Source organism: Streptococcus sanguinis, from assembly GCF_013343115.1.
Lineage (GTDB): Bacteria > Bacillota > Bacilli > Lactobacillales > Streptococcaceae > Streptococcus > Streptococcus sanguinis_H.
In genome coordinates, this window is the sequence record NZ_CP054570.1 from 357,270 (window position 1) to 374,193 (window position 16,924).

General features: G+C 44.6%; 14 protein-coding genes. All 14 read left to right on the forward strand.

Annotation, left to right across the window (positions count from 1 at the left end; all coding sequences use genetic code 11):
• Positions 1-2: 2 nt before the first annotated feature.
• The 14 genes from FOC72_RS01770 (at position 3) to mltG (ending at position 16,909) form a co-directional block, all read left to right on the forward strand.
• Positions 3-692, forward strand: a complete 690-nt coding sequence (locus FOC72_RS01770; RefSeq protein ID WP_002894561.1) for a response regulator transcription factor — start codon at positions 3-5, stop codon at positions 690-692.
• Positions 693-979: 287 nt separating this feature from the next.
• Positions 980-3,172, forward strand: a complete 2,193-nt coding sequence (locus FOC72_RS01775; RefSeq protein WP_002894565.1) for a PTS transporter subunit IIBC — start codon at positions 980-982, stop codon at positions 3,170-3,172.
• Between the two features lie 17 nt (positions 3,173-3,189).
• Positions 3,190-4,005 (forward strand): endonuclease/exonuclease/phosphatase family protein, encoded by an 816-nt coding sequence (locus tag FOC72_RS01780; protein WP_002894567.1) that lies wholly within the window; start codon positions 3,190-3,192, stop codon positions 4,003-4,005.
• 165 nt (positions 4,006-4,170) lie between these two features.
• Positions 4,171-4,644 carry a transcriptional regulator NrdR gene (nrdR, locus tag FOC72_RS01785; protein ID WP_002894570.1) on the forward strand — a complete coding sequence of 158 codons (474 nt, stop codon included), beginning with the start codon at positions 4,171-4,173 and terminating at the stop codon, positions 4,642-4,644.
• Positions 4,645-5,799: a DnaD domain protein gene (locus FOC72_RS01790; RefSeq protein ID WP_002894571.1), complete on the forward strand. Its 1,155-nt coding sequence runs from the start codon at positions 4,645-4,647 to the stop codon at positions 5,797-5,799. It abuts the gene before it with no gap.
• Positions 5,800-6,699: a primosomal protein DnaI gene (gene dnaI, locus FOC72_RS01795; protein ID WP_002894572.1), complete on the forward strand. Its 900-nt coding sequence runs from the start codon at positions 5,800-5,802 to the stop codon at positions 6,697-6,699. It begins immediately after the preceding gene.
• On the forward strand, positions 6,696-7,412 hold the full coding sequence (locus tag FOC72_RS01800) for an NADPH-dependent oxidoreductase (RefSeq protein ID WP_002894573.1): 717 nt from the start codon (positions 6,696-6,698) through the stop codon (positions 7,410-7,412). The genes dnaI and FOC72_RS01800 overlap by 4 nt, the downstream gene beginning before the upstream one ends.
• Before the next feature lie 42 nt (positions 7,413-7,454).
• The gene (gene der, locus FOC72_RS01805) at positions 7,455-8,765 is read left to right on the forward strand and encodes a ribosome biogenesis GTPase Der (protein WP_002894574.1); all 1,311 of its coding nucleotides are present in this window, start codon (positions 7,455-7,457) and stop codon (positions 8,763-8,765) included.
• Between the two features lie 127 nt (positions 8,766-8,892).
• Complete coding sequence (locus FOC72_RS01810) at positions 8,893-11,994, forward strand: pilus expression-regulating Snf2 family helicase (RefSeq protein ID WP_002894575.1); 3,102 nt, start codon at positions 8,893-8,895, stop codon at positions 11,992-11,994.
• Positions 11,995-12,048: 54 nt separating this feature from the next.
• Positions 12,049-12,708, forward strand: a complete 660-nt coding sequence (zapJ, locus tag FOC72_RS01815; RefSeq protein ID WP_002894576.1) for a divisome accessory protein ZapJ — start codon at positions 12,049-12,051, stop codon at positions 12,706-12,708.
• 280 nt (positions 12,709-12,988) lie between these two features.
• Positions 12,989-14,323: a UDP-N-acetylmuramate--L-alanine ligase gene (murC, locus tag FOC72_RS01820; RefSeq protein ID WP_002894577.1), complete on the forward strand. Its 1,335-nt coding sequence runs from the start codon at positions 12,989-12,991 to the stop codon at positions 14,321-14,323.
• Between the two features lie 11 nt (positions 14,324-14,334).
• Positions 14,335-14,847, forward strand: coding sequence for a GNAT family N-acetyltransferase (locus tag FOC72_RS01825; RefSeq protein WP_002894578.1), 513 nt, complete (start codon positions 14,335-14,337; stop codon positions 14,845-14,847).
• A complete protein-coding gene (locus FOC72_RS01830; RefSeq protein ID WP_002894579.1) occupies positions 14,847-15,362 on the forward strand; it encodes a GNAT family N-acetyltransferase in 516 nt (171 codons plus the stop codon). The genes FOC72_RS01825 and FOC72_RS01830 overlap by 1 nt, the downstream gene beginning before the upstream one ends.
• A gap of 50 nt (positions 15,363-15,412) precedes the next feature.
• On the forward strand, positions 15,413-16,909 hold the full coding sequence (mltG, locus tag FOC72_RS01835; protein WP_002894581.1) for an endolytic transglycosylase MltG: 1,497 nt from the start codon (positions 15,413-15,415) through the stop codon (positions 16,907-16,909).
• Positions 16,910-16,924 lie beyond the last annotated feature (15 nt).

Sequence of the window (16,924 nt, forward strand, 5' to 3'; positions counted from 1 at the left end):
CTATGGCAAAGCGAATTTTACTAGTAGAAAATGAAAAAAATCTTGCCCGGTTTGTGAGTTTGGAACTGCAAAAGGAAAGCTTTCTTGTAGATTTAGCTGAGACTGGTCAAGAGGGACTGGCTCTGGCTAAGGATGTGGATTATGACTTGCTCTTGCTCAACTATGATCTTCAAGATATGACTGCCAGCGATTTTGCTAAACAGCTGAGCTTGATTAAGCCAGCGTCCGTCATTATCGTTCTGGCTAGTCGCGAAGAGATTGCAGAGCAGCGGGAAGCAATCCAGCATTTTGCTGTTTCCTACGTAGTCAAGCCCTTCATTATCAGTGATTTAGTGGAGCGTGTCTCCATCATTTTCCGCGGTCGTGACTTTATCGACCAGCACTGCAGCCTCTTAAAAATTCCGACCTCTTACAGGAATCTGCGAGTGGATATTAAAAATCACACAGTTTACCGTGGCGAGGAAGTTATTGCGCTGACGCGGCGGGAGTACGATCTGCTGGTAACCCTGATGGGCAGCAATAAGGTCCTGAGCCGTGAGCAGCTGCTGGAGCGTGTCTGGAAGTACGAGAGTGCAACGGAGACCAACGTTGTAGATGTTTATATTCGTTATCTGCGCAGTAAAATTGATGTGGAGGGGCAGCCAAGCTATATCAAAACCGTTCGCGGTGTTGGTTATGCCATGCAAGAATAAAAAATTAAAGACTCTGTTCTCCTTAGGAGACGGAGTTTTTTTGCTCTTGTTATAGTATAGATAGGAGAACTAATGGGATTTTTCTAACTATTTTATGCAATCGTTTTCGTTTGAATATAGAAAAAATATAACTCTTGAAGAGAAAATTCAGTATTTTAGGTGCAAAAAAAGAGAAAATTTTTTTATAAAAGCCTTTACAAAATAAAAAATCGTGCTATAATAGATGTATCGATATGCAAACGATTTCACAAAAAGGAGTGGTTTGCAAAAAATATAAGGAGGTCTGAATGATGAAAGATTCATTCAAGAACATTTTTAGCTTTGAATTTTGGCAAAAATTCGGTAAAGCTTTGATGGTGGTCGTTGCTGTTATGCCGGCAGCAGGACTGATGATTAGTATCGGTAAGTCTATCCCGATGATTAATCCAAATCTAGGTGTTTTAGTCACTACCGGTGGTGTTTTAGAGCAGATTGGTTGGGGGGTTATCGGTAACCTGCATATCCTCTTTGCTTTGGCTATTGGTGGAAGCTGGGCAAAAGAACGCGCAGGCGGTGCCTTCGCAGCAGGTCTGTCCTTTATCCTGATTAACCGTATCACTGGTGTTATGTTTGGCGTTACCAGCGATATGCTCTCAGATAAGGCTGCTGTAGTTAAAACAATGTTTGGCGCATCAATTAAGGTTTCTGATTATTTCATCAGCGTTCTGGAGTCACCAGCTCTGAATATGGGTGTCTTTGTCGGAATTATCGCTGGTTTTGTTGGAGCGACAGCTTATAACAAATACTACAATTTCCGTAAATTGCCAGATGCCTTGTCATTCTTCAATGGTAAGCGTTTTGTACCTTTCGTTGTTATCTTGCGCTCAGTAATCGTAGCAATTGTTTTGTCATTCGTATGGCCAGTTGTTCAATCAGGTATCAACAGCTTTGGTATTTGGATTGCTAACTCACAAGATACTGCACCAGTTTTGGCACCATTCATCTATGGTACTTTGGAACGTCTCTTGCTTCCATTTGGTTTGCACCACATGTTGACCATCCCAATGAACTACACAGAACTAGGTGGTGTTTATCACGTTATTACTGGTTCTGGTGCGGGAACAACTGTAGCTGGTCAAGATCCACTGTGGTTGGCTTGGGTAACTGACTTGGTTGGTACGAAATCAGCTGATCCTTCTACTTACCAACACTTGCTTGATACAGTTCATCCAGCTCGCTTTAAAGTTGGTCAGATGATTGGTTCATTCGGTATCCTTATGGGGGTAGCGGCAGCTATCTATCACAACGTGGATGCTGACAAGAAGCACAAATACAAAGGTATGATGATTGCGACTGCTTTGGCAACCTTCTTGACAGGGGTTACTGAACCAATCGAGTACATGTTCATGTTTGTTGCAACACCACTGTATATCATTTATGCATTTGTACAAGGTGCTGCGTTTGCAATGGCTGACATCGTTAACCTTCGTGTGCACTCATTCGGTTCTATCGAATTCTTGACCCGTACTCCTATGGCCATCAATGCTGGCTTAGGAATGGATATCATCAACTTCATCTGGGTAACTATCCTCTTTGGTGTTGTGATGTACCTCATTTCTAACTTCATGATCAAGAAGTTCAACTACGCAACTCCAGGACGTAATGGTAACTATGAAACAGCAGACGGTTCAGATGAAGCTTCTTCATCAGAGTCAACTGGCGGTAAAGTTGCTGAAGCATCTCAAGCAGTAAATGTTATCAACCTTCTGGGTGGTCGCGCTAATATCGTAGATGTAGATGCATGTATGACTCGTCTGCGTGTGACTGTCAAAGATGCTGAAAAAGTTGGAACAGAAGAACAGTGGAAAGCTGAAGGCGCTATGGGCTTGGTTATGAAAGGCCAAGGCGTTCAGGCTATCTACGGACCAAAAGCTGACGTTCTCAAATCTGATATTCAAGACTTGTTGGATTCTGGTGAAGTGATTCCTGAAACACTTCCTAGCCAAAAAGCAGAATCAGCAGCTGCCGAAGTTACTTACAAAGGTGTGACTGAGGAGGTTGAAACTGTTGCGGACGGTCAAGTCATTGACTTGGCAAACGTTAAAGATCCAGTCTTCTCACAAAAAATGATGGGCGACGGATTTGCAGTTGAGCCTGAAAACGGTAAGATTTATTCACCAGTTGCCGGTACAGTAACTAGCGTCTTCCCTAGCAAGCATGCTATCGGTCTTGTAACAGATAACGGCTTAGAAGTTTTGGTACATATTGGTTTGGAAACTGTTAGCCTTGAAGGTAAACCATTCGAAGTTCATGTTTCAGAAGGTCAAAAAGTTGCAGCTGGAGATCTTCTAGTCACGGCTGACTTGGAAGCAATCAAGGAAGCAGGACGTGAAACTTCAACAATCGTAGTCTTCACAAATGCGGCAGCTATCAAGTCTGTAACAGTAGAAAAACTTGGTCAAGCATCTGCTAAGACAGTTGTTGCTAAGGTTGAATTGTAAAATAGAAAAGAGAAATCATGGCAAAATTCCTGACATTAAATACTCATAGTTGGATGGAAGAAGAGCAAGAAATCAAGCTTAATCAGCTTGCAGAACGCATTCTTCAAGAAAAGTATGATGTCATTTGCCTGCAGGAAGTCAATCAATTAACGGAGTCTGAACAGGTTGTTCAGGCTCCTTTCTATCAGGCGGTTGAGGGCGCAATTGAGATCCATCAAGACCATTTTGCTCTTTGTTTGGTAGAAAAATTGGCTGAGGCAGGACTGGACTATCATTGGTCCTGGGCCTATAATCATATTGGGTTTGATATTTATAACGAAGGAGTGGCAATTCTGTCCAGAAAGCCGCTGACTCCTAGAGAAGTTCTGGTATCAGAGGTTAATGATCCTAGGGATTACCATACCCGCAAGGTCTTGCTAGCCGAGACTGAGGTTGATGGTCAATTGTTGACAATTGCCTCCTGCCATCTGTCTTGGTGGGACAAAGGTTTCCAGGGAGAATGGGCTAAGCTTGAAGAAGAGCTTCTCAAGGTTAAAACTCCTCTGGTCCTCATGGGCGATTTCAACAATCCAGTCGGCCAGCAAGGCTACCAGACTATCTTAGCCAGTCCGCTGAAGCTGCAGGATAGTCATGCCGTTGCGAGAGAAGCTATCGGAGAGGCGACAGTAGAAGGTACTATTGCAGGCTGGGATGATAATAAGCATGCTCTGAAGATAGACTATGTTTTCACTAGTCAAGGGATGGACGTTGAGCGTTCCGCTGTCGTCTTTGACGGGAAAGAAACCCCTGTTGTCAGTGACCACTTTGGTTTAGAAGTGCAAGTGACATTATAAAAAAAGATGAGGCAAGGCCGTGAAAGTGGCAGATTTGCCTCTCTTTTTCTTTTTGATAAAAATATATTAGGAGAAAATGGCGAAATTTTACACCCCAAACGGCTGTCTTTTGTTATTCTTGAAAACGTGTTATAATGAAGTATTAGGATTCTAGGAGGAAATGGTATGCGTTGTCCGAAATGTGGTGGGAATAAATCAAGTGTAGTTGATAGCAGACAGGCAGAAGATGGAAATACAATCCGTCGCCGTCGTGAGTGTGAAGAATGTCAGCACCGCTTCACGACCTACGAGCGCGTTGAAGAGAGAACCCTAGTTGTTGTCAAGAAGGACGGGACACGCGAGCAATTTTCTCGGGATAAGATTTTTAACGGTATTATTCGCTCCGCTCAAAAGCGGCCAGTATCTAGTGACGAAATAGAAGAGATTGTCAACCGAATCGAGCAAAAGGTCCGCAGTCAGAGCGATAATGAAATCAATAGTGAATATATTGGATCCTTAGTCATGGATGAACTGGCCGAGCTGGATGAAATCACCTACGTTCGTTTCGCCAGTGTTTACCGGAGTTTCAAGGATGTGGGAGAGCTAGAAAGCCTGCTCAAGCAGATTACTAAGGGGTCCAAGAAGAAAAAGGACAAATAAATGAAACCGAACCATCAGTTTTCTTTCTTGCGCAATAATGCAGTCAGCCCAGATATTGCTATTTTGACCAAGCTCTATCTGCCGATTTTGGGGAGAGAAGCAGTAGCACTTTATCTTTATCTGCTGTCTTTTGTGGATAATGGGCAAAAGCAGCACCTCTTCAGTCAGATTCTCAATCATTTAGATTTTGGACTTAATATTTTAGAAGAAAGTTTTGAGCGTTTAGCGGCGATTAAGCTAGTGGACCTTTATCAAACAGATGACCATTATCTGGTTCAACTCCACCCAACCTTAACGGCGGAGGAATTTTTCAGCCATAATGTGTTCAGTCGGCTCTTGGAAAAGAAAATCGGAGAAGCTGCTGCAGAAGCCCTGCGACCAGAAAATCCTAGCGGAGATAAATTGATCAAGCCTTTTATGCAGGTGTTTGGTATGGAAGCTGAGCAAGCAAGGACAGTGCGAAAGGCCAATGATTTTGACTTGGAGTATTTCAAGCAACGGATGGCTCAGGACAATCTTCGCTTTGCCAATGAAAAGGAAGATGTGTTAGAATTGTTTGCAATTGCTGAGCAGAAAAAGTGGACTTGGTATGAGACCTATGTCTTGGCTAGAGAAACTGCTGTTTCTCAGGTTATTTCTACCAAGCGGATGAAGCAAAAGCTAACTCAGAAGCCGGCAGAAGGTCAGTTTTCTAAGCAGGAGCAGTCTATTATCCAAGAAGCGAAACGAACATCGCCAATGGTCTTCCTAGCAGAAATCAAAAAGACCCGTCATGCTGCTATTACGCGGACAGAGAGAAAGCTTTTGCTGGATTTAGCTGAATTAGGTCTTTTGGACGAAGTTATCAACGTAATCTTGCTTTTGACCTTTAATAAGGTGGATTCAGCCAATCTCAATGAAAAGTATGCCCTCAAGGTAGCTAATGATTTTTCTTATCAAAAGGTGACGACAGCTGAGGATGCAGTCTTGAAAATCCGTGAGCGCAACCAGCAGCCCCAGAACCGTTCAGCTAAATCTGGACAAGGCTCTTCCAAGAGCAACGTACCTGACTGGAGTCAGCCGGATTATAAAAATGAAACGAGCGCAGAGAAGCAGGCCGAGCTAGAAGAGCAGAAACGTCGGCTCTTAGCCAAACTTGAAGGAGGAGGCGAATAAATGGAGAAAATAGGACAAAATATGCCTCATATGAATAGGGTGCGGCAGTTTGACTATCAGGAGCTGGTCAAGCAAATCATGGCAGACCCAGATGTGGCAGCCTTTATCCAGCAGGAAAAGCTGACCCAAGCTGAGATTCAGCGCAGCGTCTCCAAGTTTAACCAGTATATTACGGAGCGTAACCGCTTTTTGCTGGGGGACGAGACCTATATTGCCAAGGGCTATAAGCCAATCTTGGTGAAAAATGAAGGCTATGCGGATGTTGCCTATGAGGAGACGCCTGAGTTGATTGAGCAGGAGAGACAGGAGGCTATTAGAAGCCGTCTTAATCTTATCAGCCTACCAGCCAGTCTCAAGGAGGCTAGTCTGGCTCAGGTGGATCTGGACGATGTTGGCCGCTACAAGGCTTTTGAACTGTTGACCAACTTCGTTGCTGAGTTTCCACATTACCAGAAGGCTGTTTATCTCTACGGCGATTTTGGGGTCGGTAAGAGCTACATGATGGCTGCTCTGGCGCATGATTTGTCAGAAAAACGCAGTGTTTCAACGACTCTGCTACATTACCCAAGCTTTGTTTTGGATGTTAAGAATGCGATCAGTTCTGGCTTGGTCAAGGAAAAGATTGACCAGGTCAAGACAGCTCAAGTGCTGATTTTGGATGATATTGGTGCAGAGCAGTCTAGCCCCTGGATGCGCGATGAGATTTTGCAGGTCATTCTCCAGCACCGCATGCAGGAAAATCTGCCAACTTTCTTTACTTCTAACTTTAGTTTTGCTGATTTAGAGCGTCACTTTGCCAGCTCTAAGAATGGCGATGAGACTTGGCAGGCCAAGCGGGTTATGGAGCGAATTAAGTTTCTGGCTCAGGAGGTACGCCTAGAAGGAGAGAACCGCCGATGAATGAAACAATTAACTTGATGAATGCTCACACGTCTGTCCGCCGCTTTACGGAGAAGCAGATTTCGGATAAGGAATTACGTGCCATCATTAATGCGGGTCGGGCTGCGTCCAGCTGGAAGAATTTCCAGTCTTACTCTATCATTGTAGTGCGAAGCAAAGAAAAAAAAGAAGCCCTCTTTGGCTTGGTGCCCCAAGAAGCCATTCGGCAGTCTTCAGCCTTCCTGCTTTTTGTTGGCGACCTCAATCGAGCTCAAAAGGGCGTTCAATTGCATACGGAAGACTTTTATCCTGAGGGGCCGGAGAATCTTCTGATTAGCTCAGTAGATGCCGCTTTAGCGGGGCAAAATACCCTGTTAGCAGCTGAAAGTTTGGGTTATGGCGGAGTAATCATTGGACTGGTTCGTTATGCTGCCAGTCAAATAGCAGAGCTTTTCAAGCTACCGGACTACACTTATCCGGTTTTTGGGATTGCTCTGGGAAATCCCAACCAGAACCATGCAGTTAAGCCACGTTTGCCTTATGAAGCAGTGGTCTTTGAGGAAGAATATCGTGAACAGGATGATTCAGTTATCCAAGCCTATGACCGCGTGCAGACTGAATATGCAGGTGAGCGGGCTAAGGAAACCTGGAGTCAGCGCCTAGCTGCTCAATTTGGTCAGGAGCCAAATCAGGCTATTGACCAATTGTTCAAAGAAAAGAAATTAGAAAAATAGGGTGGAGTTTGGCTCTGTCCTAAAGAATGAAAGAGGAAAAACATGGCCTTACCAACTATTGCCATTGTCGGCCGTCCCAATGTCGGCAAATCAACGCTCTTCAATCGGATTGCCGGTGAGCGGATTTCCATTGTGGAAGATGTTGAAGGGGTGACCCGCGACCGAATTTATGCGACCGCAAACTGGCTCAACCGTAAGTTCAGTATTATTGATACGGGCGGAATTGATGATGTTGACGCACCTTTTATGGAGCAAATCAAACACCAGGCTGAGATCGCCATGGACGAAGCAGATGTTATCGTTTTTGTCGTGTCTGGCAAGGAAGGTATTACAGATGCGGACGAGTATGTGGCTCGCATGCTTTACAAGACCCATAAGCCGATTATTTTAGCGGTCAACAAGGTGGACAACCCCGAAATGCGCAATGAGATTTTTGATTTCTATGCGCTGGGCTTGGGCGATCCATTCCCAGTTTCCTCAGTCCACGGGATTGGTACAGGGGATGTTCTTGACGCAATCGTTGAAAATCTGCCAAATGAAGAAGTCGCTGAAAATCCTGATATGATTAAGTTTAGCTTGATTGGCCGTCCTAATGTCGGCAAGTCTAGCTTGATCAATGCCATCTTGGGTGAGGAGCGGGTTATTGCCAGTCCTGTGGCTGGTACAACGCGTGACGCCATTGATACGGTCTTTACGGACAGTGAAGGTCAGGAATTTACCATGATCGACACGGCTGGTATGCGCAAGTCAGGCAAGGTGTATGAAAATACGGAGAAATACTCTGTCATGCGGGCTATGCGGGCCATTGATCGCTCAGATGTCGTTCTGATGGTGCTGAATGCCGAAGAAGGAATTCGTGAGTACGACAAGCGAATCGCTGGCTTTGCCCATGAAGCAGGAAAAGGTATTGTTATCGTTGTTAATAAGTGGGACACACTGGAAAAAGACAACCATACCATGAAAGACTGGGAAGAAGATATTCGTGACCAGTTCCAGTATCTGTCTTATGCGCCGATTATCTTTGTTTCTGCCCTGACCAAGCAGCGTCTCCATAAGCTGCCGGATATGATTAAGCAGATTAGTCAAAGCCAAAACACGCGTATTCCGTCAGCAGTGCTTAATGACGTTATCATGGATGCTATCGCGATTAATCCGACACCGACTGACAAGGGCAAACGCCTCAAGATTTTCTATGCGACTCAAGTAGCGACCAAACCGCCAACCTTTGTCATCTTTGTCAACGAAGAAGAACTCATGCACTTCTCTTACCTGCGTTTCTTGGAAAATCAAATCCGCAAGGCATTTGCTTTTGAAGGAACCCCGATTCACTTGATTGCAAGGAAGCGGAAGTAGAGTTTGAAAACAGCAATTTGACAAACATACGTTTATATGTAAAAATGAAAGTAAGCATAAGAGCTTGCTTTTCTTTTTTTATGTCGAAAGTATGGTATAATGGTGAGATAAATGTAAGGTGGTAATTATGGCAAAATTAATTCCTGGTAAGATTCGGACAGAAGGAATTGCCCTGGTTGAAAACAATAAGGTAGTAATCCTTGAGGTCAGTGATTCTCTTTTATATGCTCGTGTGGACGAGTGTAATCTGCGCTATAGCTTGGATGATGATGTCATCTTTTGTTATTGCGACTTTTTCCAGAAGAAAAAATACTGTGCTCATCTGGCAGCCTTGGAGTATTATCTGAAAAATGCCCCATCTGGAAAAGATGTGCTAAAGAGTATGGAAGAAGAGGAGTTGACCAGTCAGGAGACCCAAGAGCTGGTTTCTTTTGGAAGCTTGTTCTTGGATAAAGTCTTGCCGGATAAATCTAATCAACAGGTTCGTTATGAGCTTTCGGCTACTGGTCAAGAGGATTCTTATACAGGACAGTTTCTCTGGAGTCTCCGAATTAGTCGCTTGCCGGACGAGCGCTCTTATGTTGTCCGAGACGTTTTTTCCTTCCTTCGGACCTTGGAAAAGGGCGGGCATTATCAGATTGGTAAGAGTTACTATGAGGCTATTCATTTGGAGGATTTTGATGAAGCCAGTCAAGATTTGCTCGTTTTTCTGCAAGGACTAGTGTCTGACTATCAGGGGCAAGATTCTTCTTTGATTTTCCCAAATGCTGGGCGCAATCTTTTCTTCCCGGCTAGTATCTTTGAAGAGGGAGTTATCTTCCTGATGAATCTTTCTTCTTTCCGCTTAGAGTACAGCCTTTACGACTACAGTGAAGTCTTTTTCCAAGATTTACATGAAGAGGCAGGAGTTTATACTTTCCAAGTGGAAGAGTATGAAGAGCATTTTGAGCTAGTCATTGCTGAGAAGAATTATAAGATGCTTTATGATGGGCAGTTTATCTTTTATGGAGATACTTTCTATCAGCTAAATCCTCAGCAGATAAGACTAATTAAGGCTTTACGGGAGTTGCCTATAGAGCATGATCGGTTGAAGCGCCTGCAATTCGACTTGTCAGAGAGAACGAAGCTGGCTTCCAGTTTGTCTGAGTTTAAAAAGGTTGGTCGGGTAGAAGCACCTGAAAGTATGATGATTCATGACTTTACAGCCAAGTTTGACTTTGACATCGGTCCTGACAAGCGTCTGATTTTGGACACTGTCTTTGACTATGGAGACAGGAAAGTGACGACTCGCAAAGATTTGGAACGTCTGCCTTTTGCAGGTAATTTTGAGCATGAGCAGCAGGTATTTAAGCAAATGCTGCAGGCAGGTTTTGTGGCAGACTTTTACAGTCAGAGACCGCCTCTGAAGCCGGAAGAAATTTATCATTTCTTCTCAGAAGTCATTCCCAACTTTGAGGCTTTGGGCCGTGTCAGCATGACAGAAGAGTTAGAGGCACTGGCACAGACAGAAAGTCCAAGGATCTCTGTTAAGATGAAGGGCGGCCTCTTAGATGTTGGTTTCGATTTTGCTGGCATTGCGCAGTCAGAGATAGACGCAGTGCTTGATTCACTCTTTAAGGAGCAGGACTTCTTTATCAGTAAGTCTGGGCAAGTCTTGATTTTCGATAAAGAGACCAAGGAGATGAGTCGGACTTTGCAGCAGCTGCGGAGTAAGCGGACTAAAAATGGCTTCATTCAGACCAGCAGTCTGGCAGCTTATCAACTGGCAGAGTTTTTTAAGGGCAAGGATAGGGTACAGTTTTCAAAAGATGTACAGCAGCTGGCCTTTGACCTGACTCACCCTGAGGAATTCCCTCTTCCCCAGCTGCAAGTCAAGGCTGACCTTCGGGATTACCAAGAGACGGGTGTCAAGTGGCTATCCATGCTTGATAAGTATGGCTTCGGTGGCATCTTGGCTGACGATATGGGGCTAGGAAAGACCCTGCAGACGATTTCTTTTCTGAGTTCGCGTATAGATGATTCTAAGAAAGTCTTAATCTTGGCGCCATCCAGCCTGATTTACAACTGGAGCGATGAGTTTGCTAAATTTGCTCCGCATTTGGATGTGGCGGTGGTTTATGGTCTGAAAAATGTTCGTGATGAGCTGATCGCGGAGAAGCATCAGATTACCATTACCAGCTATGCTTCTTTCAGGCAGGATGTGGAAGAATACCGAGATAACCACTTCCAGTATCTGATTTTGGATGAGGCTCAGGTGATGAAGAATGACCAGACCAAGATTGCCCAGTATTTGCGGGATTTTGAAGTGGAGCATACTTATGCTCTTTCTGGGACGCCGATTGAGAATAATCTGGGAGAACTTTGGTCTATTTTCCAGATTGTCATGCCAGGACTTTTGCCAAGCAAAAAGGAATTTTTAAAACTGCCGGCTGAGAAAGTCGCTCGCTATATCAAACCATTTGTCATGCGGCGCAAAAAAGAAGATGTGCTGCAGGAATTGCCTGATTTGATTGAAGTTGCCTATCGCAATGAATTGGCAGATAGCCAGAAGACCATTTATCTGGCTATGCTCAAACAAATGCAGGACAGAATCATCCATGCGACAGAAGATGAAATCAACCGCAGCAAGATAGAGATTCTGTCAGGTCTTATGCGTCTCCGTCAGATCTGTGACACTCCGAAGCTGTTTATGGAAGATTACGAGGGCGAGAGCGGTAAGCTGGAAAGTTTGCGGGAATTACTTGAACAGATACAAGATGGTAATCGTCGTGTCCTCATATTTTCACAATTTCGTGGTATGCTGGATATTATCGAGAGTGAGCTGGACAAGATGGGCATGGAGTCCTTTAAGATTACAGGCTCTACTCCAGCCAAGGAGCGTCAGGACATGACAACAGCCTTCAATGACGGCCAGCGTTCAGCCTTTCTAATCTCCCTCAAGGCTGGAGGTGTCGGTCTCAATCTGACTGGTGCAGACACAGTCATCTTGGTCGATCTCTGGTGGAATCCAGCGGTTGAGGCCCAAGCCATCGGCCGTGCCCATCGTATCGGTCAGGAGCGCAATGTCGAAGTCTATCGGATGATTACTCGGGGTACAATTGAGGAGAAGATACAGGAGTTGCAGGAGAGCAAGCGCAATCTGGTTTCGACTATTCTGGACGGAGCAGAAGCCAAATCCAGTCTCTCTGTGGAGGAAATTCGAGAAATTCTAGGAATTTCGGCAGAATAGCTTGAAAAATAGCCTGAATAGTTTATAATAATGAAGGGTTGAAAGGAAAAAGATATGACTGATAAACAATTTCCTCTGGTATCAGATGATGAAATCATGCTGACGGAAATGCCGCATATGAATCTTTATGACGAACTGGATCTCATTAGCAACATTACCGGAGACTATACAGACCGTAATTATTTGGAATGGATGCCGATTGTGGACTCCAGCAGGCATGCTCCCATCGCTGCCAGTCAGGCTATCAGAAGACCGCTGCAAAAGCAGTCTGCTTTCAAGGATTTTAAAAAGCCGATTGATAAGAAAGATCCGGCCATTCGTTATGCTGAGCAGGCACGCGAGGAAGCTCGGGCAGATTTGAAAAAGAAGCGTTCAGCCTCTTATCTGACCAGCGACCTTCCGACTAAGGTCCGCAGCAGAAAGCTTCCGACAGCTTCTAATGCGGAAAGACCTAAGCCAACAGCCCCTTTTCAAAAGAATACATCGGGCGAATTTACGAAGTTTGGCGACAGACTTCAGCAGGATAACTATATTTTGGCAGATATTCAGCCTGAGTATAGCCCTCAGCCGCAGGAGCCGGAAGAAAAGCCTAAGAAGAACAATTATGATTTTTTAAAAACCAGTCAGATCTATAATCAGGATAGGGCTAAGGAGGAGCAGTTGAAGCATTCCAAGGCTCAGGAGCTGAACTTGACAGGTTTGGACAGCGAATAAAGCTGGCTTGCTCGAGTCTTTTCTGCCTGCAATTTTCTGATGTATAAAGGAAATTGCTGTTTGCTTATGTAAATGTAAAATCTATCTGCATATAACATCCATCATCGGTTGAAAAAGACCGATGCTAGAAGCTGGGACTTACTGATTGGTCCGGCTTCTTTGGTGTTTTGGTGGTGCCTAAAAGTTTGTAAAGAAAGAAAATCCCTGCGGGCTGATGAGGGTCTGCGGAGATTTTCCTCTTTGGACTTGCTTTTATGGCCTTGTATCTTAAGGAGTAATCATGACGAAAACCTATCATTTTATCGGGATTAAGGGCTCTGGTATGAGTGCTTTGGCTTTGATGCTGCATCAGATGGGCCATAAGGTTCAGGGCAGTGACGTTGATAAATATTATTTCACTCAGCGCGGTCTGGAGCAGGCTGGCATTTCCATTCTGCCTTTTGATGAAAAGAATATCCAACCAGACTTCGAAATCATTGCCGGCAATGCCTTTCGTCCAGATAACAATGTAGAAATTGCCTATGCAGACGCAAATGGTATCAGCTATAAACGCTACCATGAATTTTTAGGTGGCTTTATGCGTGACTTTGTCAGTTTGGGAGTGGCTGGTGCCCACGGGAAGACCTCTACAACGGGTATTCTTTCCCACGTTCTGTCCAATATCACGGATACTAGCTATCTGATTGGAGATGGTACAGGCCGCGGTTCTGCCAATGCCAAGTATTTTGTCTTTGAGTCGGACGAGTACGAGCGTCATTTCATGCCCTATCATCCGGAATATTCGATTATTACCAATATCGACTTTGACCATCCGGATTATTTCACGAGTCTGGAAGATGTCTTTAATGCTTTCAATGACTATGCCAAGCAGATTACCAAAGGACTCTTCATTTATGGAGAAGATGAGCAGCTGCGCCGGATTACGTCCAAGGCTCCGATTTACTACTATGGCTTCAAGGAAGAGGGCAATGACTTTGTTGCTCACGACCTCTTGCGTTCTACCAGCGGTTCAGGCTTTAAAGTTTCTTTCCGCGGGCAAGAACTGGGTGAGTTCCAGATTCCAAGCTTTGGCCGTCACAACATTATGAATGCGACAGCAGTAATCGGCCTCTTGTATACTGCAGGTCTTGATCTGAATCTAGTTCGGGAACATCTCAAGACCTTTGGCGGGGTTAAGCGCCGCTTTACAGAGAAAATTGTCAACGAAACAGTTATCATTGATGACTTTGCTCACCATCCGACGGAAATTATTGCGACTCTGGATGCAGCACGTCAGAAGTATCCAAGCAAGGAAATCGTGGCAATTTTCCAACCGCATACCTTCACTCGGACTATTGCTCTCTTGGACGAATTTGCGGAAGCCCTCAATCAGGCTGACTCAGTCTATTTAGCTCAGATTTACGGTTCTGCGCGTGAGGTGGACAAGGGTGATGTTAAGGTAGAAGATCTGGCTGAAAAGATTGTGAAACGGGCCAAGGTCATTGATGTGGATAATGTTTCCCCACTTCTTGACCACGATAATGCAGTTTACGTCTTTATGGGAGCTGGTGACATCCAGACCTATGAATATTCCTTTGAACGTCTCTTGTCCAATCTGACCAGCAACGTTCAGTAGTAGGAGACTTGATGGAAGCACCGATTCGAATCAGACAGGCCGACTTGAGCGACTGGGAAGAAATTCTTGCAATTGAGCAGCTGAATTTTCCAGCAGTAGAAGCGGCTGGTGCAGAAGTTCTCAAAGAGCGGATTGAGCAGATTCCAGATACTTTTTTGCTAGCAGAGCTGCATGGTCAGCTGGCGGGCTATATTGTTGGACCAGCTATTCAGACGCGATATCTGACAGATGATCTCTTTAGCAAGGTGGGTGCTAATCCTCCAGAAGGTGGCTTCATTGCTGTCCAAAGTCTGTCCGTCCATCCGGATTTTCAGAAGCAGGGAGTCGGAACCTTGTTGCTTGCAGCTCTCAAGGAGACAGCTGTTCAGCAAAATCGAAAGGGCATTAGCCTAACCTGTCATGATGAGCTGATACCTTATTATGAGATGAATGGTATCGTCCACGAAGGGATTTCTGACTCAACTCATGGTGGAGCTATCTGGTCTGATATGGTGTGGGAAAATCCCAATTTTAAGGAGAAGTGATGATTATCCGTCAAGCTCAAATGGCTGACTTAGACGCCATTTATGCTATCGAATTGGAAAATTTCAGTCCAGAAGAGGCTGTTAGCCGCGAAAGTCTAGCAGCTCATATCCAAACCCTATCTTCAACTTTTTTGGTGGCAGAAAAGGACGATAAGATTTTGGGCTATCTGGAGGGACCTGTCCGTCCAGAACGTTATTTAAAGGACATTTCCTTTACAGAGGAGATTGAAGATTATGGTCATCTGGACGGCGGCTTTATCTCTCTGACCAGCCTTTCTATCTCGAAAGATGCTCAGGGGATGGGGGCCGGCCGCAAGCTATTGGAAGCTATGAAAGAGATTGCTATAGCAGATGAACGCCACGGCATCAATCTGACCTGCCACGACTATCTCACCGCATACTACGAGAAGCATGCCTTTGTAAATGAAGGTTTGTCACAATCAACTTACGCAGGCGCTACTTGGTTTGATATGGTCTGGGAAAATCCTAGACTCAAACTTCAAAAAAACCAATAATAAGCTAGAAAAACCTACTCTTATTGCATTTATCTGACTTTTAAGATATAATGTTAGGGATTATGATGAAGGAGGTCAAATTTTTGACTGAAAAATCACAAGACAAAGAGAAGAATCTGAGCTTTAAAGAGCAGATTTTGAAAGACTTAGCTGGAGAAAAGGAAGAACAAACTCCCTCTTCAACTAGCCAGTCAGAAGCGGACTCTGCTTCTGCAAAAGAAACAGCAGCTGCAGATGACTTTGAAGCTAGACCGGCTTCGGTAGATGTTTCCTACAAGGTTGCAGAGAATGAAAAGGCTCACCCTCAGGTCTATGGCCGAGTGGATGAGGAAGATAAGAAGCCCAATGAGGTCCTATCTCGGGCTAATCGGGCCAACAACACGGTCAAGAAAAAACGTCAAAACACCTTAGCCCGCAGGATTATGACAACGGTTCTGCTGATTGTCCTGCTGGGACTTGTGGTCACAGGAGTTGTCGGCTATACTTATGTATCTTCAGCTCTTAAACCTGTTGATGCAAATGCAACAGAGTATGTGACGGTTGAAGTACCAGAAGGCTCTAGCTCTAAGCAGATTGGGGAAATCCTCGAGAAAAAGGGGCTGATTAAAAATGCTCAAGTTTTTAGTCTCTATTCCAAAATTAAAAGCTTTAACAATTACCAGTCCGGCTATTACAATCTCCAGAAGAGTATGGACCTAGATACCATTGCTCGGCAGCTTCAGGAAGGTGGAACAGATACACCGCAACCACCAGTTGTTGGTAAGGTTACTATTCCTGAAGGCTATACACTGGAGCAGATTGCAGAGGCTGTGATGGTTAATGCAGCTGCAACTTCTAAAAAGACTAGTAAGACACCTTTTAGCAAGGACGATTTCCTAGCTAAGGTGCAGGATGAAGCTTTTATTTCCAAGATGGCGGCTAAATATCCACAGCTGCTGGGCACATTGCCAAGCAAGGACAGCGGAGTCAAGTATCGCTTAGAAGGTTACCTCTTCCCTGCCACTTATAACTATGGTGAGGATGCGGATTTGGAAAGCTTGATTGACCAGATGTTGGGCGCTATGAATACCAATCTGTCTTCTTATTACTCTACTATTGAATCAAAGAACTTGACGGTTAATGAAGTTCTGACACTTGCTTCTCTGGTAGAAAAAGAAGGTTCAACAGACCAGGACCGCAAAGATATTGCCAGCGTATTTTATAATCGTCTCAATCAAGCGATGCCGCTTCAGAGTAATATCGCTATCCTTTATGCTCAAGGCAAGCTAGGAAAGAAAACGACTTTGAAAGAGGACGCTGAAATTGATACCAATATCGACTCGCCTTTCAATGTCTATAAAAAAGAAGGGCTTATGCCTGGGCCAGTTGATAGTCCGAGCCTATCAGCTCTGGAAGCTACCATTAATCCAAGTAAGACGGACTACCTCTACTTTGTGGCAAATGTTGAAACAGGCGCTGTTTACTTCGCCAATACTTATGAGGAACACGCTAAAAATGTTGAGGAGCATGTCAATAGCAAGCTCACTCAATCCAGCAGCACTGATTAAATTGCTGTTATTGCA